Consider the following 20,360-nt stretch of genomic DNA (forward strand, 5'->3'; position numbering starts at 1 on the left):
ACGCAGAGGCATCGGGGCATTTCCATGTTCTATTTTAGGAGGATTGTTCCGGTTCCGGATGGAACTTTGATTTGACTGGCTGTCCGCCAGTTTTTTCATATTTCTTTTTTGATTGCTTCACAGCATCAAATTCATGCCCAAGTTCGAGATCCTGGTTATTAATCCCATTACGTGTTTTTTGCTCAGGATTATTTTGCTTAGAACGTTTTTTAACCAAATCGAACACTCCTTAATGAGGAAGTATAATCATCTGATTTTGGAGCTGCTGCAGCTGAAGCCTCATTCGATGAAGCTGTTCGCGCTGCTGGGAATTAGCACTATGAGCCATTTGGGTTATATCATTATACGCAGCTTCCAAATATTGAAGAGCATTGGAATAACCGTCATCATTGTAGTGTTCCTGAGTCCGCCCGGCTTCGAACTGCTCCTGTGCAAAACGGATCGCATCCTCACATTGCTGTAAGAGTGTATCCATCGATTCACGAGTTGCCATTAAAGGTTCCCCTCCTTAAAGAATGGGTATAGAAGCATGCATGCTTCATGTATTAGTTTGTTCATTTTCCGCCATCCTTACTACCCTATTTCCTGCCAATTCCCCTTGGATACGGAATTGCCTCATGTTAAGATTAATCATGTTAAAATTAATTTTTTTAATACAAGCATTGCTAATGGTTTTGCTATTCAGCAGGCACCATTTTTCTAAAAAGCTCCTAAAAAACCTTTCGATATAGATCTTTAAAAGGGGGAAATAGGCATGGATAAACCCAATCCATTTCCATATGCAACTGATCATAAACGCTATCATACGTGGAATTATCATTTGCGGAATGAATTCGGCCATAAGGTGTTCAAGGTCGCACTGGACGGCGGATTTGACTGTCCGAACCGGGATGGCACAGTAGCTTATGGCGGCTGTACATTTTGCAGTGCGGCAGGCTCCGGAGATTTTGCCGGAAACCGTGCAGATGATTTGGAAACGCAATTCGGCGAAATAAAAACAAAAATGCATTACAAATGGAAAGACTCTAAGTATATGGCGTATTTTCAGGCTTTCACCAACACACATGCACCTGTAGAAGTGCTTCGTGAAAAGTATGAAAGAGTGCTCGGGCAGGAAGGGGTTGTCGGCCTGTCAATCGCGACTCGATCTGACTGTCTACCAAATGATGTAGTGGAATACCTTGCAGAGCTTAACGAAAGAACGTACCTTTGGGTAGAATTGGGATTGCAGACTATCCATGAGCGTACAGCCCTGCTGATTAACCGTGCCCATGACTACCAATGCTATGTAGAAGGTGTAAACAAACTCAGAAAGCATAATATTCGGGTTTGTACTCATATTATTAATGGCCTGCCGCTTGAAACGCCGGAAATGATGATGGAAACAGCCAGGAAAGTCGCAAAGCTGGATGTTCAGGGAATTAAGATTCATCTTCTCCATTTATTAAAAGGAACGCCAATGGTAAAGCAATTTGAAAAAGGCATGCTTGAGTTCCTGTCTCTTGCGGAGTATGTAAATTTAGTATGCGATCAGCTGGAGATTTTACCTCCGGAAATCATTGTTCATCGCATCACAGGCGATGGGCCGATTGATTTGATGATCGGACCGATGTGGAGCGTTAATAAATGGGAGGTCCTCAATAGCATTGATGCTGAATTAAAGCGAAGAAACAGCTGGCAGGGGAAATTTTATCAACCAGGCCAATTGGAGGCATTGTCATGAAGCTTGAACGAATATTACCTTTTGCGAGGCAGCTGCTGGAAAAAGCAGTTTCGCCAGGAGACATCGTTATCGATGCCACTTTAGGAAATGGGCACGACACCGTATTTTTGGCTAATTTAGTCGGACCAAACGGAAGAGTTTATGGGTTTGACATTCAGGAAGAGGCAGTCCTAACCACAAATGCTCGCCTGACGGTTCAAGAACTAGCCGACAGGGCAACGCTTTTTCACTCAGGGCATGAATTGATTCTTGAGAATGTCCCTCCTGTCCATCATGGAAAAATAACCGCTGCTATCTTCAATTTAGGCTATTTGCCTGGCGGAGATAAATCCATTGTTACCCGGCCGCAAACGACGATTTCTGCTATTGACCAGTTATTAGAGGTGATGGCACCTGAAGGAATCATCCTTTTAGTTATTTATCATGGCCATATTGAAGGTGCTGTTGAGCGGGATTATTTACTCCGGTTTGTCAAGCAGCTGGATCAAAGTCTTGTGCACGTCCTGCAATATCAATTTATCAATCAAAAGAATAATCCGCCGTTTATTGTAGCAATTGAAAAACGGTGAAATGCAAAAAGCCTGCTAAAAAGCAGGCTTTATTTGATGAAAGCTTTAGAAACACCGGCAGGCACCCATTTCTGCACTGCACGGTAAGCCCGGCCATTTATATAAAAGAAGTAACTAACCAGTCCGCCTGTTTTGATCATGCTTTTCGCTAATCTTCGAACATTCTGCTGCTTTCTTACTTTTTCATCAGATAGATAAATGCCCAGCAGCCCGCGATTGATCAGCTTATGAAAATGTTTATGGGGAAGCTTTTCAGTATGCTTATCTGCTTCGAGAATAAAATGCCTAAGCCGTGAAAAAAGCTTTTCTTCATTTTCATAATAAAAACAGAAGTTTAAATCGCCGCCTGCCCTGTCCTCTTCCTGGTCAATCAGATAATCGAGAAGAATGTGAAGGCCCTGGATATATGGAAAATACCCATTGCGGATATTAATGGCGTGCTCCCGTTGAAAGTCATCTCTTAAGGCATAAGAGACTAGGCAAAAAATGCCTAGTGTCGATCCCGAACAGGCCGAAAACTCATACCACTCCATTTCGGGAATGTCTGACCGATATTGATCGAACCAGCTTTGGAGGCGGGGAACCCTCTCCTCCACCATCACATGTTTATGTATTTGTAAATCGCAATAATAGCGGCATAACTCCAGCAGATGGCTTTTTATATGCGGATAATGTTCCAAACCTGAAAGCACTTCCCGGCAGGCGGCTGCCAGATCTGACAGATAGCCTCCATCATCCTGCTCACTTCTTAGACGGTAATAATTCTTGCTGGTTGCCTCGGTATTCAGCGCATCCTCCATTGATTCATGGAGCGCAGCAAAATCCTCTGGATCCAGTGAGGTGCTGCGGTCACACAGATTATCAAGATAATCGCTGATGGTCTGATAAGCAACAATAAACTTAATTGCTTCAACGTATTTTTCCTTGGCCATTAAAGACATAATCGCTCCGCCTTCACAGTGGAAGGTTTTATGCTCGATGCTGGCAAGAGCTTGTTTCCGTAACTCCGGATCAGGAATTGCTTCAGCACGGCTCTTCCAATAGGTTAGTTCTTTATGCACTGCAGGCAGAACCTTTCGATAAACATATGACATCAAACTAATTGGCATGGAAGGGACACTCATGAATGACCATACCTCCTTTTGTACAGGGTAATTTGCTTGGGTAGTTGCTGCTTCAATCACTTACATTTGACCATTTAACGTAACTTCCAATCAAACAACATAGCCTAAAGCTTTTAATTGGCTGTTAACAAAATCCTTCGCATATTCAAATACTTCTTCACGCTCAGGTTCATTAAAAACTTCATGATAGCACTTTGGCCATTCTTTGAACCTTTTTTCGGAGAATGGCGCCATGTTGAACCAGTCCCTGACAGTGGTTTTATTGACAATTTTATCATCCCCTCCCTGCAAGACAAGAAGCGGGACATCCTGGATTTTATTAAGGTTTTCAAAAGCCAGCTTGATGGCAGCCACAAGCTCACGGTACCATCTGACGGAGACCTTGGTTACATAGAGGGAGTCATTTAAATCAGCATCACGTACATCCTGGTTTCTCGTTGCCATTTCGACGGATAAGCCGGCATCCATTTTAAGGCTTGGCACGACTGAATTGAGCCCAAGCGATAAAAAGTTAAGGAATTTGGAAGGCTGTTTGATAAGGCCCAGACAAGGCGATGAAAGGATGACGCCCGCTAAATTCATTTTCTCCTCTTGAAGCAATCGAATTGCAATCAATCCGCCCATACTATGACCCAAAAGAAAAATAGGCAATTCGAATTCATACGCAGCCTGGATCCAATCTTTCAATTCAAGTATATACTCATCAAAAGAATCAATATGGCCCCTTCTAGACCTGGTTGTCATGCCCTGGCCCGGAAGATCTCCCATGATGACATGGAAACCAGCCAAGCGCCACATTTCAATCAGCCAGCCGTAGCGGCGGTGATGCTCCATTGCCCCATGCACCATAACAATAACGCCCTTTGCTTCTCCTTCAGTTTCCCACTTCCACATAGTCAATCCTCCTAGCCCTTTTCGAACTGCCTTATGTACATATATTATAGCCTAGATGCTTAAAATGTTCATGAATCAAACCCGTATTTCACTTTGCGGAAATAACCTTAAATGGATTCTTATGATAGAATCAAAATAACCAAACTACATACAGGAGTGTTCAAACATGATCTATCCATACAAAGATAAAGAGCCTAAAATTGCTGATTCGGCATTTATTGCTGATTTTACTACCATTACCGGTGATGTAGAAATCGGCGAGGAATCCAGTGTATGGTTTAACACGGTTATCCGAGGGGATGTTGCACCAACAATCATCGGCAAAAAAGTCAATATCCAGGACAATTCCGTTCTGCACCAAAGTCCCAATAACCCATTAATATTAGAAGATGAAGTCACAGTGGGCCATCAGGTGATCCTGCATAGCTGTATAATCCGAAAGAAAGCCTTAATCGGGATGGGCTCTATTGTACTAGACAACGCAGAAATTGGCGAGGGGGCTTTTATTGGCGCTGGCAGCCTAATTCCGCAGGGAAAAAAAATACCGCCAAACACGCTTGCCTTTGGAAGACCCGCAAAGGTGATCCGGAAATTGACTCCGGATGATATTCAGGATATGGAACGGATCAGCAGGGAATATGCCGAAAAAGGGCAATACTATAAGTCTTTGCAGAATGCTGATAAATAACTCTTCTAACCTATTCCCTATCTAAAGTGAATGAAGCAATAAAAATTAAATTCGGTTAGAATGCTGCCGATAATAAATGTAAGGGACCGAAATGGCGGGTGATGAAATTGTCTTTATATGCAGCTACCCTAGTGACTTTTCTATTTTTAATTGTGATTTTCAGAAAGTCACTGCTAAAAACAGCGCCAATATTTTTATCCATCTTTATTCTGATCTCCGCTGCATTTGTGTATGATAGCCTGAGCCAAAGCCGTCCAGTTTCAGCGTTTGCTCAGCTATTCTTATGGGTAAATGAACCGGTAAAAAAACCGGTACTTTCATGGAACACAATACAGCTGTTATGACGATGAAGGAAGAAACACTTATCGATGCACCAGTTATTAACCAATTTCCTGAACTGCCAAGAGGTTGTGAAGTGACAAGCCTATCCATGCTTCTCCAGCATGCAGGAATCCAGGCTGACAAGCTCACTCTTGCAAAAGAAATAAAGAAAAATCCCGAAACATATAAAATTGAAAATGGCAAAATTCACTTTGGACATCCAAATGATGGGTTTGTAGGCGATATGTACTCATTTGATAATCCAGGATTAGGCGTTTACCATAAGCCTGTAAAAGAGCTGGCTGAGAACTACATGCCAGGTTCTATTCTGGACCTTACCGGATCCGATTTTAAAGATATAAAAACCCATCTATCGGATGGAAGGCCTATTTGGGTCATTACGAATACAGCTTACAAAAAGCTTTCAGATGAATTCTTCCAAACATGGCATACGCCAAAGGGTGAAATTGAGATTACCTATAAAGAGCATTCTGTTTTAGTGACAGGCTATGACCAGGAATTTATGTATTTCAATGATCCGCTCACCGGCGAAAAAAATAAAGCAGCATCCATCCAAGACTTCGAGGAAGCCTGGGTCCAGATGGAAAGACAAGCTTTTACTTATCTTCCTCATTGAAAAACGTCCACCAGATAACCCTGATGGACGTTTTTTTAACCTTTTAGAGGCTGAAGGTCTTTATTCAGCAAATACTCTCTTTCAAAGGAATATTTCTTTTCAACATAAACCTGGTGCCAAACCATGAACATTAGAACAGTCCAGATTTTGCGGCTGTTATCTGCTTTGTCCTGGCAATGGTCTTCAAGAAGCCTTAAAACATACTCTTTATTGATTAAATGATCCACATTGCTTTCACGGATGATATTTTTAGCCCAATCGTTCATTTCGTCTTTTAGCCAGTGGCGGATTGGTACCGGGAATCCCAGCTTTTTGCGGTTCAGCACATGATCAGGAACAACACCTTCTGCTGCTTTCCGAAGAATGTATTTCGTTGTGCCATTAGCTGTTTTCAAACTAGTCGGTATTTGAGAAGCTACTTTGAACACTTCTTTGTCAAGGAAAGGGACTCGAAGTTCCAGAGAATGAGCCATCGTCATTTTATCCGCTTTTAATAGGATATCTCCGCGCATCCATGTATGAATATCAATATACTGCATGCGATCAACCGGGTCATAGCCTCTGCTTTCTTCATAAAGCGGCTTTGTGACATCAGTATATTTTAAGCCATCCTTGTATACATGAAGCAAATGATGCTTCTCTTCTTCCGTAAACATTTTTGCATTCCCGATATAGCGTTCTTCCATCGGTGTGACGCCGCGTTCGATAAAGCTTTTGCCCTTCATTCCTTCCGGCATCATGTTTGCGATCATTCTCAACAGCTTCTTGCCGATTGCGGGAATTTTATTGAAGACTTCAAGCGACTGCGGCTCACGGTAAATATTATAGCCGCCAAACAGCTCATCGGCACCTTCACCGGATAGAACTACTGTCACATGCTTGCGCGCTTCTCTAGCTACAAAATATAAAGGCACACAGGCTGGGTCAGCAAGCGGATCATCCATATGCCACATGATTTTTGGAATTTCACTCATGTATTCTTCAGGTGAAATAATGTAGCTGATATTTTCAACACCCAGCTTTTCAGCCGTTTCTTTCGCTACATCTACCTCGCTAAAGCCATCTCTCTCAAAGCCTACGGAAAAGGTTTTAATAGCAGGATGGAATTCTTTTGCAATCGAAGCAATGATCGAAGAATCGATTCCGCCGGATAGGAATGAACCAACTGGAACATCGGCACGCATATGCATTTTAACCGAATCAAATAAGACATCTTTAATTTCCTTCGTATAATCTGCTTCCGATTTTTTCACTGGTTTAAAGGCTGCCTTCCAAAAGCGTCTGATATCCATTGGGGCGCCTATTTTTTTCATAAAATAGTGACCCGGCTCAAGTTTTTGGATTCCTTCTGACATCGTGTTCGGTTCGGGTACAAATTGGTAAGTCAAATAATGCTGAAGAGAGTCGTAATTCAATACATCATTTTGCAAAGCCAAAAGGATGCTTTTCTTTTCTGAACCAAAGAAAGTGCGATCTCCATTGTCATAGTAAAAGAAAGGCTTAATCCCGAATGAATCCCTTGCTCCGTATAATGACTGATCCTGTTTATCCCAGATAACAAAAGCGAACATGCCGCGAAGCCTTTCAACAGCCTTCTCTTTTAAATGGCTGTAAAGGGCAATAATAACTTCTGTATCAGAACTTGTTTCAAAGCTTAAGCCTGCTTGGAGAAGTTCTTCACGAAGTTCCACATAGTTGTAGATTTCCCCGTTAAAAATAATCCAATAACGCTCATCTTCATACGTTAGCGGCTGATGCCCGCTCTCTATATCAATAATGCTTAAACGGCGGAATCCGAATTGGATATGGTCATCAAAGTAATATCCTGAATCATCAGGTCCGCGGTGGGTAATGATATCATTCATATTTTGGAATTGCTCTTTATCTGCTTCACGGTAATTTTGCGTTTTTTCATGTACACAACCAATAAAACCACACATTATGTACGTCACCTACTCCATTCTTTTTTCATATTTAAAAGCCCTTTTACGGGTCCTCTGCTTCTAGAAAACATACCCTATAATACTACCACTAATCATTTAAAATTAGCACGTGGAATATGAAAAAAAGTACCTGAGGAAATTAAAGCTATTATCAGAAGTTTATACGATAACATAATTTGATAAACACCTAAAGGGCAGAAAGACCCTAAACGGGCAATTTTCACCTTTATGTATAAAGACGTAAAAAAAAAGCGGAAGTTACATGTAATATGCAACTCCCGCTTTTTTTAAAAGTTAAGAAAGCAGAAAATTTCGAACGTTGATAGCTGTCTAGCGCAAGCAGCCTACCACCTCGAGGTCACAAATTTGTCTAGTTGCGGCTCCTAGGGACTCGGGGATCATAAGCCAATCCCCTCCAGAAGGAAATACACCTTCTTACAGGAACCGTCTTGTGCTTGAGTTCCCAAGGATGCGGGTCATGCAGACGTTGCCACAGAACGTGGCATTCCTAGTCTGCGTTCCTTCGTGAGCAAGGTGGTTCTGTTTTTCTATTGTGCTTCAGAACGAAGAATTTCTGCTTTGTCCGTACGCTCCCATGGAAGATCAACATCTGTACGTCCAAAATGGCCGTATGCAGCCGTTTGCTTATAAATTGGGCGGCGCAGATCAAGCATGTTGATAATGCCGGCAGGGCGAAGGTCAAAATGCTTTCTGATAAGGTCAACAAGTACATCTTCGCCTACTTTTCCAGTACCGAATGTATCTACAGAGATCGATACAGGCTGTGCTACTCCAATCGCATAGGCAAGCTGAACTTCTACTTTCTCAGCCAGCCCTGCAGCGACTATGTTTTTCGCTACATAACGTGCAGCATAAGCAGCAGAACGGTCAACTTTTGTAGGATCCTTACCGGAAAATGCGCCGCCGCCATGGCGTGCATAACCGCCGTAAGTATCAACGATGATTTTGCGGCCGGTTAAGCCTGCGTCCCCTTGAGGACCTCCGATTACGAAACGGCCTGTTGGGTTGATGAAGTATTTTGTATCCTCATCGATTAGTCCTTTTGGAACAACCGGATTGATGACATGTTCTTTCAGGTTGCGCTGGATTTGCTCCAGGCTGATTTCAGGGTGATGCTGAGTAGAAATAACAATCGTATCAATGCGAACCGGCTTGTCATTTTCATCATACTCAACGGTTACCTGTGTTTTTCCGTCCGGACGGAGGTAAGGAAGAATTTCTTCTTTGCGCACCTCAGTCAGGCGGCGGGATAATTTATGTGCTAAAGAAATCGGAAGAGGCATAAGCTCTTTCGTTTCGTTGCAGGCAAAACCAAACATTAGACCCTGGTCTCCTGCACCGATTGCTTCGATTTCCTCATCGCTCATTTTTCCTTCACGTGCTTCCAGCGCCTGGTCAACACCCATTGCGATATCAGCTGATTGCTCGTCAATGGAAGTTAATACAGCACAAGTTTCAGAGTCGAAACCATATTTTGCCCGAGTATACCCGATATCTTTTACCGTTTCACGAACGATTTTTGGAATATCTACGTATGTAGATGTTGTGATTTCACCTGCAACTAATACAAGACCTGTTGTTACAGAAGTTTCTGCAGCAACGCGGGCATTGGCATCTTTAGCTAAAATTGCATCTAAGATTGCATCAGAAATTTGGTCACTGATTTTATCCGGATGACCTTCAGTAACTGATTCAGAAGTAAACAAACGACGCTTTGTTGACATCTGGCTTCCTCCTTATAAATAGAAAATTGAGCGAGAAGCAGAAATGGAGAAGCGGCCAAGATAACTTTTTCCTGCCATTTCAAGGATCTCTGTTTGATACGGAACTCATTCCCTTAGTAGTATGAAATAAACATGGAGTTTTTATTAAGAAAACTGGAAACTGTGGCCAAAAACTCACATAGATAGTACATTCCAAAAGCCGTTCATTTCATTGCTGTAAAAGCGCCAGCACCCGACAGGTAACATCGGCTAAAATCCGCCACGTCCTGTGGCGAACGCCGAAATCAGCACATTCTGTGCAAATCTGATAAGCATAAGACACTCCCTGGAGGAAGGCGTTTTTTTGCCTTTTATAAGGGAATGTGTAGACCATTGAGGGCTGGGTGCTTGAGCTGGGTAAAAAATAAAAAACCTTCTCAATAGTGAAAAGGTTGAAAGCAAATCGATTCGCGCCTTTCACTCTTATCGTTCAAGGAATTACGTCCTTGCGTCAGGTTAGCACCTTTGCTGAGTATTGCCTTTTAAGCAGGTTGCTGGGTTTCATAGGGCCTGTCCCTCCACCAGCTCGGGATAAGAGAGTATCCGTTCAAGGTTGAATCATACCGTATTTCATCGAAACCTGTCAACAAATTTCGTTTATTTTTTAGCTGAAATCCATCTTTAGAAAACAAGGTCCCATGCCTAAAGTGAACAGCTTCCGTCATCACATTTTTTTCTTAGAAATTTATGCCTGTTTTTTGCGACCCAATGATATAAGAGATTTCCTATTTTATCGATAAAAGGGATATATAATAGGATGCTGGCGATCGAGGTTGCAGGAAAATGAAGCAGCAGCCTCCTCACAGCATAATAGCCTTTTTTTACATTACCATTAGGGACAATGATATGAAGTTCTTTTCGCAAGTCCTGGTTCGTGAATGAAAAGGAGTTTGGGCTTTTTTCATATTCCTGAAGGGATATCCACTCCACTTTATTCAGCCAATCCAATTTTTCCGACATCCGTTTGGTTTCCTTGCAAAGGGAACATGTTCCATCATATAGGGTAATTGTCTTCATATTATATCCATCATCCCCAAGTCAAAATTTAACGCTTTCTTCAATTTTAACATACACCGGTTATTAAGCTTTTAAATGTAGATTTTTGGGCAATTATGACTTTTTTATAACATTCGATAAAAATTTATCGCAATAGTATAGATTAATTGTTTTAATGTGTTATACTAATTTTGAGATGTAATCACTTTCATATATATATATATATATATTTATTAAGAAAAAAAATCAAAAAAAGGAAGGTATTCATCAGATGAACTCTGTAAGCATATCAAACGAATTGAGCGAATTATTAAATGGCAGCAACATTCAAGTACAATTATCTGTTCCTCAGCTTGTGGAAAAAGTCTTAAACCGTAAGGAAGGATCCCTAACTTCTACCGGTGCGGTACGCGCTACTACAGGAAAGTATACAGGACGTTCACCTAAAGATAAATACATTGTAGAAGAAACATCAAATAAGGATAAAATTGATTGGGGAAACGTGAACCAGCCAATCTCAGAAGAAGCTTTTACCAACTTATACAATAAGGTTTTAAACTACTTAAAAGAAAAAGAAGAAGTTTTTGTTTTCAAAGGCTTTGCAGGTGCCGATAATAAACAGCGCATGCCAATACAGGTTATCAATGAATTTGCATGGCATAACCTGTTTGCACACCAATTATTTATTCGCCCGGCAGAAGATGAGCTTCTGGATCATGAATCTGAGTTCACTGTGATTTCGGCTCCTAACTTCAAAGCAGATCCTGCTGTTGACGGCACGAAATCCGAAACTTTCATCATCATTTCATTCGAGCGCCGTACTGTTTTAATTGGGGGTACAGAATATGCTGGTGAAATGAAAAAGTCCATCTTCTCAGTGATGAACTATGTGCTGCCAGAGAACGGAATCCTTCCTATGCACTGTTCTGCAAACGTGGGACGTGAAGGAGATGTAGCTTTGTTCTTCGGTTTATCCGGAACTGGAAAAACGACTCTGTCTGCAGATCCTAACCGCAAGTTGATCGGTGATGACGAACATGGCTGGTCTGCAAATGGTGTCTTCAATATAGAAGGCGGATGCTACGCAAAATGCATCAACTTATCACGTGAAAAAGAACCGCAAATTTTCGATGCTATCCGATTTGGGGCTGTTTTGGAAAATGTAGTGGTACACAGCGAAACGCGTGTGGCAGATTACGATGACAGTACATTAACTGAAAATACTCGTGCGGCCTACCAGCTTCAGGCGATCGATAATATCGTAGACCCAAGCATAGCCGGACATCCTAATACAATTGTATTCTTAACAGCTGACGCATTTGGCGTATTGCCTCCAATCTCGAAACTATCAAAAGAACAGGCCATGTACCATTTCTTGAGCGGCTACACTTCCAAGCTTGCAGGAACTGAGCGCGGCATTACTTCACCGCAGGCAACATTCTCTACATGCTTTGGATCGCCATTCTTACCTCTTCCTGCAAACCGCTACGCTGAAATGCTCGGAGAAAAAATCGATGAGCATAACGCAAAAGTCTTCTTAGTAAACACTGGATGGACTGGCGGAGAGTACGGAGCCGGCGAGCGCATGAAGCTTGCTTACACACGCGCAATGATAGAGGCAGCCCTTGAAGGGGAGCTAAACAGCGTGGATACAATCAAAGACGCAATCTTTGGCCTTGAAATTCCACAGCACGTTACAGGTGTACCAGATGAAGTCCTTCAGCCAAGCCAAACTTGGGCTGACCAGGCTGCTTATGAAACAAAAGCAAAAGAACTTGCATCTAAATTCCGCGAAAACTTTAAAAAGTTCACAAGCGTTTCAGCAGACATCGCAGAAAAAGGCGGACCAATCGCATAATATAGCAAAGGAATTGCCGCACAAACGGCAATTCCTTTTTTGATCATGAAATTTTCTTGTTTATTGGGAAGATCCTTTCTTGATTGTATTCACTTATCATTTCACGGAGTTTTTATTTGGATTGGGAGGGATTCGTTCCCTTGGTCCGTTTTTCGGAATGAGTACAGGCACCATTGGTATGCTTTCATTCCCCTTCTCTCGTTCCCTCACCGAACCCGGGCACGATTAGACCCTTTCGTTCCTTTCCTCCTATTTCCTCACCAAGCTCGGGCACGAGTAATACACTTTCGCTTCCAACACGCATTCTCCGCTGTGTTCGTGATTGATCTTTTCCTAGCATCCCCAAGCAAGAATTTCAAGTTCCAAACACCATGTTTTTCAAACGTCTGAAGCTCGTCAAAGCCTGGGCATCCGATTCATACGTGCCTGCACTTTATGCAATCAAGTCCCTCTTACAGTTTTAATGGAGAAATTTTTAATCAGCAAAAAACGCCAGGGCCCGGATATCGTCCAGGCGCTCATTAATTTGTTGAATTTAGTGCAACCAGCTGATACTTAATAATTGTCTGATTATTTTCCCATTCTACTTTTTTAATAATGCCTGTACCGCTAAGATCGCCATCAATTATTCTTTTTACCTCAAGGGGAATCTCCAGCGGGTATAGTCTGTACCCTTCTTTGACAAGTGAAAAATAATTCTCATCAAGCCTCTTTTCTCTGCCCTTTGTTACAATCATTGTATTTAACTCTAAAGGCATACCCATTGGTATCTCTCCTTCATTAAAAAAATATCTTTTTCTCTATTTTACCCCACCTTCATTCCCTCCGAAAGTCCTTAAGAAAAATTCATTTCTTATTCATGGCTCTTCATCCACGCTGTTAAATCTTCAGCGATCTTCCGGTTAACAGCTGGCGGAAAGTAATGGGTATAGTCTTCAAAATACCAGCTATCCACTTCTTTTTTGAGTGCTTTTAGCCTTTTTTCCAGGCGATAGGAGTGCTCTGCCGAAACATTTTGATCCTGTTCTCCATGAATAATGAGGACTGGCGCCTGAAGTTTTTCCAGCTGAAAAAGCGGGGTCCTGTATTTGTATCGGTCAGGAAATTTAGTCGGGGTACCGCCAATCACCCGTTTCATCATGCGGCGAAGGTCCTTGCGTTCCACATAGGTAAGGAACATATCGCTGACTCCTCCCCATGTTACAACAGATGCTGCTTCGGGAAATTGGATAGCCGTCAGCAGGGCCATTACGCCGCCGCGCGAGAATCCAAAGACATGGGTTCTTTTTACCCGAGGATGCTCCTGAAGAAGCATAAAAGCAGCAAATGCATCCTGCCTGTCATCACCTGCAAAATCTTCATTTCCATCTCCTCCCTGGTTTCCCCTGTAAAAAGGTGCAAACACAATAAAACCTTCACAGGCAAATTGGACAATCCTCCCTGGGCGCACTTTGCCGACATTTTTAATCCCCCCTCTTAAATAGAGGAAACCTTCACACAATTCCTTACCTTTCGGCTCCGCAAGCAGGCCTTTAATATGTAATCCGTTCACATAGTACGTCACAGCTGATAGTTCAATGGCTTGATTTGGTGAAGGAAATCTGTATTTTTTTATGATTTGACCGTTTTCAAAGTCCACGCACTCATCTCCCTTTTATAATAGGTTACCAGGCTGAAAGCCATTAGAAGGTGAATTTACATATAAATTTATAAAATTCGCAATAACAGCGTCTTTAACACTGCACGGCTTTCTCTACTTGCAACTACTAGTATGAGCATTTCACCCTGCTCCTAAAAAGTTTTCATATAGGCATTCACACATTTTTTCCCTTTTCATACGATATTCTAGGCTTTTAAAATCTGAATCTTTTAGCATAAGGGAGGTCTTATGGCATATGAAAAAATGGTTAAAAGCAAGCTTGCTATTAATGCTTACGGCGATACTTATTGTTCCTTTAGCTGCCTGCGGCAAGGATGACGTGCTGAACGTCAGGGTTGCCGAGGTAACGCGTTCGATTTTCTATGCTCCTCAATATGTTGCAATAGAGAAAGGCTTTTTTGAAGAAGAAGGGCTTAATGTTGAGCTTACGACTACGGCAGGCGGAGACAAGACGATGACCGCGCTGCTTTCGAACAGTGCTGATGTAGCGCTTGTTGGCTCTGAAACATCGATTTACGTATCTGCACAGGGCTCCAATGACCCGGTCATTAACTTTGCCCAGCTGACACAAACGGATGGTACGTTTTTGGTCTCCCGCAATAAAATTGATCATTTTTCGTGGGATATGCTGAAAGGGAAAACATTCCTTGGCCAGCGAAAAGGCGGCATGCCGCAAATGGTCGGCGAATTTGTGCTGAAAAGTCATGGTATTGATCCGCACGAAGATATGGATTTGATTCAAAATATTGATTATGCCAATATCGCTCCGGCCTTCGCTTCCGGCACAGGCGAGTTTGTCCAGTTGTTCGAGCCGACTGCCAGTGTCTTTGAAAAAGAGGGCAAAGGATATATTGTGGCTTCTTTTGGAACCGAGTCTGGTCATGTACCATATACCACATTCATGACAAAACAAAGCTATATTGACGAAAATAAAGAAACAGTCGAGAAATTCACAAGAGCGGTGTATAAAGCACAGCAATGGGTGGAAAGCCACAGTGCGAAAGAAACCGCAGAAGCCATTCAAGGCTATTTTGACAACACGGAGCTGGACATAATCGAAATGGTGGTTGACCGTTATAAGAGCCAGGGCTCCTTTGCGGCAGATCCGATTTTGGATACGGAAGAATGGGATAATCTGCAGAACATCATGGATGAGGCAGGAGAGCTTCCGAAACGCATCGAACATGACAGGCTTGTTAATACAGAAATTGCGGAAGGTGTAATGAAGTAAAAAAATCTTTAAAAGAGGAGGCCGACATGGACTTTCTAAAAGCTGATCACATTCACCACACTTACTTTACGAAGACCACTGCTGTTACGGCCCTCTCCGATGTTTCGCTTGAAGTGGAGGAAGGGGAATTCGTTTCCTTCCTCGGCCCAAGCGGATGCGGCAAGACAACTTTGCTTTCCATCATTGCAGGCCTGTTTGAACCGACAGATGGCCGTGTGACACTGGAAGGAAAGCGAATAGAAACAGCAGAAAACGAAATTGGCTATATGCTGCAGCAGGATTATCTTTTTCCTTGGAAGACGATCGAAGAGAATATATTTTTGGGTCTGAAGATTGGTAAGAGCCTATCACAGGATAAAAAATCATATGCACTGGAGCTTCTCGATAAAATGGGCCTTAAAGGGGTCGAATCACAATTTCCAAAGCAGCTTTCCGGCGGAATGAGGCAGCGAGTTGCACTCGTTAGGACGCTTGCGACTGAACCGAAGCTCCTGATGCTCGATGAACCTTTTTCCGCTTTGGATTACCAAACGAAGCTGAAGCTTGAAGATCTGGTTTCAAGTACACTTAAATCATTCGGTAAAACAGCCATACTCGTTACCCATGATATAGGTGAAGCCATAAGCATGAGTGACCGCATTTTTCTTTTCTCTGCAAGGCCCGGCCAGCTTCATAAAACGTTTGTCATCCCAAAAGAAATTAGAGAAGAAACGCCATTTAACGCCCGTAATCACGAAGCATACCCAGCTATTTTTCAAAAGATATGGAAGGAGCTGGAGTCCCTTGAGCCCCCAGGAGAACGTTAAATACCTTCATCAAAAATATATTCAATCGCTGAATCGGGAAAAGAGATGGGTCCGCTTTTATCAGGCAGTCATCTTTCTCGTCATTTTTTCAGGCTGGGAGCTGGCAAGCCAAAAACAATGGATTGACCCTTTAATCTTCAGTGCACCTTCAAAGGTGTGGGCACTGTTTTTAACCAAAATCCAGAACGGCTCATTAATGGTCGATTTGGGATACACCTTGTCAGAAACGGTTTTTGGATTTATGCTGGGTACTTTTTTAGGAACATTCCTGGCAGCCATCCTATGGTGGTCACCGTTGATATCAAAAATTTCTGATCCCTATTTGGTTGTACTCAATTCAATGCCAAAAGTGGCGCTTGGCCCGATTTTGATTGTAGCACTAGGGCCCAGCTTTACGTCTATTGTCGCTATGGGTGCCATCATCTCAATCATTATCACCACGATTGTGGTATATACCTCATTTAAGGAAGTCGATCCAAACTATATAAAGGTTCTTCAGACCTTTGGAGCTAACAGAGTCCAAATTTTCCGGGAAGCCATATTGCCTGCTTCATTTCCTACAGTCATCTCCACCTTAAAAGTGAATGTTGGCTTATCATGGGTGGGTGTAATTGTAGGAGAATTCCTGGTTTCCTCTAAAGGGCTCGGCTACATGATCATTTACGGCTTCCAAGTATTTAACTTCACTCTTGTTATGCTGTCTTTGCTCGTGATTGCTGTCTTCGCGACAATCATGTACCAGCTTGTCGAACTTCTTGAAAAGAAATTAATTAAAAATAATTCATAATAAAAACGGCAACGAATCATTGCCGTTTTTTATTTTCCTTCCAAAATTTTCTCCAGACTTTTTTCCACAACTAGATCTTTCATGATGAAACTGAATTTTTTATCCCATCTTTGCTGTATTAAGTTTCCCTCTAGGAGCACTGGCCCGTTTGTTTCGTAATACTGTGGTTTCTTCTCCAGCTTTCCAGCCTCTCCATAAAAAATTGCTTTTACAAAGCTTCGGTTATCCGCATGGACCTCATATTCGCCAATAAATTCAAGACTTTTTAGAATGGCACCCGTTTCTTCATAAACCTCTCGCCGGGCTGCTTCTTCAATCTCTTCGCCCGGCTCGGCCTTGCCCCCGGGAAATTCCCAGCCGCGGACTTTATGATGGGTTAAGAGCCATCGGCCATTATAGCGGCAAATAACCAGGACGTGCTTGGGATCATCCGAAAAAGCACCCTTTTTAAAAGAGAGGCGAACTTCCCCACCATTAGCATCCAAAAATGTTTCCATATAATCCCTCACCCGATTATAATTCTTGATGTTATCATTATAAGGGAAATTTCATCTTCAAACACTTTAGGCCTATCGAAGGATATTACCTATTTTTGAAACTTTCTGCTTCTTCCAACGTAAAATAACTGACTAACGCAAAGGGAGTGTATATTTTGAGAAAAACTTTAGCATTTCTTACAGGCTTTCTGCTGATTTTTATGCTGGCAGCATGCAGTGAAACAGCAAAGCCTGTCAGTGAAACAGAATCAGGCAATGAAACAGATAAAAGTAAAACAAAAACAGAAGAAACTTCAGAGCTTACACTAGAAGAGGTATTAAAAAAATCAACAGAAGCTTCTGAAGAACTAAAAAGTTTTTCTGTAAAAATGGATATGAGCCAGAACATCAAATCGGATTCAGAAGCAGAAAACATGAGTATTGATTCTGTTATTGATATGGATGTTACAACCGATCCGACTGCCTTTTACCAAAAAATGTCCATGACCATGGAAGGCGCGGAAGAATCATATGATATTGAAAGTTATTTTACAGAAGACGGGATGTTTCTTTATGATGCAGCTGGCGAACAATGGATGAAGTTCCCGAAGGAAATGTCCGATGATCTCCTGCAAATGTCCAGCCAGCAGACTAATCCTGGCGAAGAACTAAAGAAGCTTCAGGAATTTGTTGATGACTTTACTTTTGGGCAGGATGCCAAAAGCTATATTTTAAAACTTAAGGCTAACGGAGAGAAGTTTAATGACTTCGTAAAGAAAACAGCCGAAGAAACACTTCCGCCTGAAATGACTGCCAATGGGGAAACACTTGAAAATATGAAAATTCTGGATGTTAAATACGAAATTGTTATTGATAAGGACACGTTCTATCCAAGCATTCTGAACATGATCATGGAAATGGAAATCTCAGCTGAAGGCCAGACAATAGCGATGAAACAGAACATGAATGGCCACTATTCAAATTACAATGAGGTAGAATCCATCACTGTCCCCCAGGAAGTCATAGAATCAGCTGTAGAAATGGAAATGTGAAAAAAGCCGGGTCTTTCCCCCAGCTTTTTTATTTGTGCTCCTCTTCTGTGAGAATGCCCATACTTTCAATATGTTTCCGGGCCTCATCGTCCCCAAGGTTATAGATCATTCCATAGATTTTCTTCATGGTATCATCATATGCGTCGTTTTCGCGGTCATAATGGTATTGGACATACGGAACATGCGCCCTGAAAAAGTTTTGCCACTCAGATGAGTAATTCTGATCAAAATATTCCCTTAGCGCGATGATCTCATCATCAGTAGCTTCTATTTTAAAATTCCAGGTTGAATCTGTGGCGCTTTGGGAAATTTCTCCGGTACCAAGCGTTATATAATACGTTTTTTTATTCCCTTCCATCCTGTCAGCCCCTTTTAGTTTAAGAAAAAATATCCTGTGTCAACAAAGCATTTAATGATTTATTAGTTATCGTTTCCACACTTGTGATAAAATTATACGAAATTAAGATCATTCTCTCTTCGTTTACATATACTAACTTTAATTAACGGCAGATCTCTTATTAAAGGCGGGACAGCTGCCAGGAATATTTCTCTTCATCAAGGGTATTAAATAAGTATACTATTTAAAACGGGGATTTTTTTAGAAGGAGGTGGATCCCATGAAACTAATTGATGAGCTTTACGAACTTTACCGCAACAAGTTGACGGGTGACGAAGAAGATATTGATATGCTCGCTTTCGCTTTCCTGGAAGAAATGAACAGAGAGGATTTGCTAAGTATGATCCGGGACATGGAAAACCAGGAGCTATATGACTTAATGGGGCTATATTTAATTGAAAGCTTGAAAGGAAAGTTTGCAAGCGAAAATTATGGCCAGCGCCGCAATCCGATTATTCATCATCGAAACATCCATTAACCTATACATATCAGGATATTTAAATGATATCTTTTAAATGATGCAGCGGCTATATGCCGCTTTTTATTTTGAACATATGAAAAGACCGGTTTATTAACCGGTCCTGATTCTTTATCCCAGATATGCTTTTAGCATCCAATTGTGTTTTTTCAAGCTTTGCTTCACAGCAATCAGCATGTCGCCTGTGCCTTCGTCTTTGGCATCTTCAGCTAGCTCGATCGCTTCCTGAAGCTCGCCGAGCATTTTTTCAAAGTCATCAACAATTGATTGGACCATTTCTTCTTCCTTTTCTGATCCCGTTGCTTCTTTGATTGATGCTATATCCAGACACTCTTTCATCGTTGCAACCGGATTGCCTTCCAGTGCCAAAATACGTTCTGCCAATTCATCTATATGCTCATTGGCTTCGTTATAGAGTTCTTCAAACTTGGCATGGAGGGTAAAGAAATTTTTCCCTTTAATATACCAATGGTAATTATGAAGCTTTACATATAAAACAGTCCAGTTTGCTACCTGCTGGTTAACAGCACTAACTAATTCTTTACTCATTATTAATCATCCTCCCACCAATAGAGTACCCTCAAAAAAATGAAATAAAACCTGGATGACCTGTTACACGAAATTTTTCATGAAGGTGCCCAATTCATGATAAAATATGGATAGAAAAGGGGGAGAAGCATGTATACGGTTCTAGTTATATCAATCATCATCGTCATAGTGGTTCTATTATTGAGCGTTGTAACTACTTCAAAAGCCTACCAATACAAACATACAGTAGACCCGATCGATTCGCTTCCTGATAGCGAACAAGAAAGTGAGCAAAAGGAAGAGGATAAAGCTGACAACCGAAACAAACGATAAGCATATGCTAATATAAATAGAACCTCCGGGATTACGGAGGTTTTCCTTTTCTGTAATAGGGGATTGGATATAATG

23 protein-coding genes and 1 riboswitch are annotated in these 20,360 nt (G+C 41.8%); of the genes, 11 read left to right on the forward strand and 12 right to left on the reverse strand.

The features are described from left to right. Positions 1 to 34: 34 nt before the first annotated feature. Together NCCP133_RS03585 and NCCP133_RS03590 are read right to left on the reverse strand one after the other, a co-directional pair. Entirely contained in the window at positions 35 to 217 is a 183-nt protein-coding gene (locus NCCP133_RS03585) for a glycogen biosynthesis protein GlgD (protein ID WP_264803580.1), read from the reverse strand. Positions 218 to 229: 12 nt separating this feature from the next. Next, complete coding sequence (locus NCCP133_RS03590; RefSeq protein ID WP_264803581.1) at positions 230 to 493, reverse strand: YtzC family protein; 264 nt, start codon at positions 491 to 493, stop codon at positions 230 to 232. 261 nt (positions 494 to 754) lie between these two features. Here NCCP133_RS03590 and NCCP133_RS03595 point away from each other — a divergent pair, with 261 nt between their 5' ends. Both NCCP133_RS03595 and NCCP133_RS03600 read left to right on the forward strand, forming a co-directional pair. Continuing rightward, the gene (locus NCCP133_RS03595) at positions 755 to 1,723 is read left to right on the forward strand and encodes a TIGR01212 family radical SAM protein (RefSeq protein WP_264803582.1); all 969 of its coding nucleotides are present in this window, start codon (positions 755 to 757) and stop codon (positions 1,721 to 1,723) included. Then, complete coding sequence (locus NCCP133_RS03600; RefSeq protein ID WP_264803583.1) at positions 1,720 to 2,292, forward strand: tRNA (mnm(5)s(2)U34)-methyltransferase; 573 nt, start codon at positions 1,720 to 1,722, stop codon at positions 2,290 to 2,292. The genes NCCP133_RS03595 and NCCP133_RS03600 overlap by 4 nt, the downstream gene beginning before the upstream one ends. 29 nt (positions 2,293 to 2,321) lie before the next feature. Here the strand turns inward: NCCP133_RS03600 and NCCP133_RS03605 are convergent, their stop codons facing one another. Together NCCP133_RS03605 and NCCP133_RS03610 are read right to left on the reverse strand one after the other, a co-directional pair. Beyond that, positions 2,322 to 3,416 carry a tetraprenyl-beta-curcumene synthase family protein gene (locus tag NCCP133_RS03605; RefSeq protein WP_264803584.1) on the reverse strand — a complete coding sequence of 365 codons (1,095 nt, stop codon included), beginning with the start codon at positions 3,414 to 3,416 and terminating at the stop codon, positions 2,322 to 2,324. 90 nt (positions 3,417 to 3,506) lie between these two features. After that, a complete protein-coding gene (locus NCCP133_RS03610) occupies positions 3,507 to 4,310 on the reverse strand; it encodes an alpha/beta hydrolase (RefSeq protein ID WP_264803585.1) in 804 nt (267 codons plus the stop codon). 166 nt (positions 4,311 to 4,476) lie between these two features. On the opposite strand from NCCP133_RS03610, the gene NCCP133_RS03615 reads away from it, so the two are divergent. Beyond that, entirely contained in the window at positions 4,477 to 4,998 is a 522-nt protein-coding gene (locus NCCP133_RS03615; protein ID WP_264803586.1) for a gamma carbonic anhydrase, read from the forward strand. Positions 4,999 to 5,317: 319 nt separating this feature from the next. Next, on the forward strand, positions 5,318 to 5,956 hold the full coding sequence (locus tag NCCP133_RS03620; RefSeq protein WP_442874231.1) for a C39 family peptidase: 639 nt from the start codon (positions 5,318 to 5,320) through the stop codon (positions 5,954 to 5,956). A 35-nt stretch (positions 5,957 to 5,991) separates the two neighbouring features. Here the strand turns inward: NCCP133_RS03620 and asnB are convergent, their stop codons facing one another. From asnB to NCCP133_RS03635, 3 genes are all read right to left on the reverse strand, one after another. Then, positions 5,992 to 7,896 carry an asparagine synthase (glutamine-hydrolyzing) gene (gene asnB, locus NCCP133_RS03625; protein ID WP_264803587.1) on the reverse strand — a complete coding sequence of 635 codons (1,905 nt, stop codon included), beginning with the start codon at positions 7,894 to 7,896 and terminating at the stop codon, positions 5,992 to 5,994. A gap of 551 nt (positions 7,897 to 8,447) precedes the next feature. After that, on the reverse strand, positions 8,448 to 9,644 hold the full coding sequence (gene metK / locus NCCP133_RS03630) for a methionine adenosyltransferase (protein ID WP_264803588.1): 1,197 nt from the start codon (positions 9,642 to 9,644) through the stop codon (positions 8,448 to 8,450). A gap of 459 nt (positions 9,645 to 10,103) precedes the next feature. Next, a riboswitch (SAM riboswitch) is annotated at positions 10,104 to 10,221 on the reverse strand. 104 nt (positions 10,222 to 10,325) lie between these two features. Then, entirely contained in the window at positions 10,326 to 10,700 is a 375-nt protein-coding gene (locus NCCP133_RS03635; RefSeq protein WP_264803589.1) for a thiol-disulfide oxidoreductase DCC family protein, read from the reverse strand. 250 nt (positions 10,701 to 10,950) lie between these two features. Between NCCP133_RS03635 and pckA the strand changes: the two genes are divergently transcribed. Further along, positions 10,951 to 12,537 (forward strand): phosphoenolpyruvate carboxykinase (ATP), encoded by a 1,587-nt coding sequence (gene pckA / locus NCCP133_RS03640; RefSeq protein ID WP_264803590.1) that lies wholly within the window; start codon positions 10,951 to 10,953, stop codon positions 12,535 to 12,537. 521 nt (positions 12,538 to 13,058) lie between these two features. Here pckA and NCCP133_RS03645 read toward each other — a convergent pair. Both NCCP133_RS03645 and NCCP133_RS03650 read right to left on the reverse strand, forming a co-directional pair. Further along, positions 13,059 to 13,301 carry a DUF2584 domain-containing protein gene (locus tag NCCP133_RS03645; protein ID WP_264803591.1) on the reverse strand — a complete coding sequence of 81 codons (243 nt, stop codon included), beginning with the start codon at positions 13,299 to 13,301 and terminating at the stop codon, positions 13,059 to 13,061. Positions 13,302 to 13,390: 89 nt separating this feature from the next. Continuing rightward, the gene (locus NCCP133_RS03650) at positions 13,391 to 14,176 is read right to left on the reverse strand and encodes an alpha/beta hydrolase family protein (RefSeq protein WP_264803592.1); all 786 of its coding nucleotides are present in this window, start codon (positions 14,174 to 14,176) and stop codon (positions 13,391 to 13,393) included. Between the two features lie 256 nt (positions 14,177 to 14,432). Between NCCP133_RS03650 and NCCP133_RS03655 the strand changes: the two genes are divergently transcribed. The 3 genes from NCCP133_RS03655 to NCCP133_RS03665 are packed head-to-tail and all read left to right on the forward strand — an operon-like array spanning position 14,433 to position 17,021. After that, positions 14,433 to 15,428: an ABC transporter substrate-binding protein gene (locus NCCP133_RS03655; protein ID WP_264803593.1), complete on the forward strand. Its 996-nt coding sequence runs from the start codon at positions 14,433 to 14,435 to the stop codon at positions 15,426 to 15,428. A 26-nt stretch (positions 15,429 to 15,454) separates the two neighbouring features. Then, a complete protein-coding gene (locus NCCP133_RS03660) occupies positions 15,455 to 16,234 on the forward strand; it encodes an ABC transporter ATP-binding protein (protein WP_264803594.1) in 780 nt (259 codons plus the stop codon). Further along, complete coding sequence (locus tag NCCP133_RS03665; protein ID WP_264803595.1) at positions 16,212 to 17,021, forward strand: ABC transporter permease; 810 nt, start codon at positions 16,212 to 16,214, stop codon at positions 17,019 to 17,021. Before NCCP133_RS03660 ends, NCCP133_RS03665 begins: the two co-directional genes overlap by 23 nt. A gap of 29 nt (positions 17,022 to 17,050) precedes the next feature. On the opposite strand, the gene ytkD is transcribed toward NCCP133_RS03665, so the two are convergent. Continuing rightward, positions 17,051 to 17,518, reverse strand: coding sequence for an RNA deprotection pyrophosphohydrolase (gene ytkD, locus NCCP133_RS03670; protein WP_264803596.1), 468 nt, complete (start codon positions 17,516 to 17,518; stop codon positions 17,051 to 17,053). 146 nt (positions 17,519 to 17,664) lie between these two features. On the opposite strand from ytkD, the gene NCCP133_RS03675 reads away from it, so the two are divergent. Then, positions 17,665 to 18,549 carry a DUF6612 family protein gene (locus tag NCCP133_RS03675; protein WP_264803597.1) on the forward strand — a complete coding sequence of 295 codons (885 nt, stop codon included), beginning with the start codon at positions 17,665 to 17,667 and terminating at the stop codon, positions 18,547 to 18,549. 28 nt (positions 18,550 to 18,577) lie between these two features. Here the strand turns inward: NCCP133_RS03675 and NCCP133_RS03680 are convergent, their stop codons facing one another. Further along, positions 18,578 to 18,907 carry a hydrolase gene (locus NCCP133_RS03680; RefSeq protein WP_264803598.1) on the reverse strand — a complete coding sequence of 110 codons (330 nt, stop codon included), beginning with the start codon at positions 18,905 to 18,907 and terminating at the stop codon, positions 18,578 to 18,580. 259 nt (positions 18,908 to 19,166) lie between these two features. Between NCCP133_RS03680 and NCCP133_RS03685 the strand changes: the two genes are divergently transcribed. Beyond that, entirely contained in the window at positions 19,167 to 19,424 is a 258-nt protein-coding gene (locus tag NCCP133_RS03685; protein ID WP_264803599.1) for a DUF6154 family protein, read from the forward strand. Between the two features lie 111 nt (positions 19,425 to 19,535). Here the strand turns inward: NCCP133_RS03685 and NCCP133_RS03690 are convergent, their stop codons facing one another. Next, positions 19,536 to 19,973 carry a Dps family protein gene (locus NCCP133_RS03690; RefSeq protein ID WP_264803600.1) on the reverse strand — a complete coding sequence of 146 codons (438 nt, stop codon included), beginning with the start codon at positions 19,971 to 19,973 and terminating at the stop codon, positions 19,536 to 19,538. A gap of 129 nt (positions 19,974 to 20,102) precedes the next feature. Between NCCP133_RS03690 and ytzI the strand changes: the two genes are divergently transcribed. Continuing rightward, positions 20,103 to 20,285, forward strand: a complete 183-nt coding sequence (gene ytzI, locus NCCP133_RS03695; RefSeq protein ID WP_264803601.1) for a YtzI protein — start codon at positions 20,103 to 20,105, stop codon at positions 20,283 to 20,285. Positions 20,286 to 20,360: the final 75 nt, after the last annotated feature.

Origin of the sequence: Cytobacillus sp. NCCP-133, assembly GCF_026011715.1 — a bacterium.
GTDB lineage: Bacteria > Bacillota > Bacilli > Bacillales > Cytobacillaceae > Cytobacillus.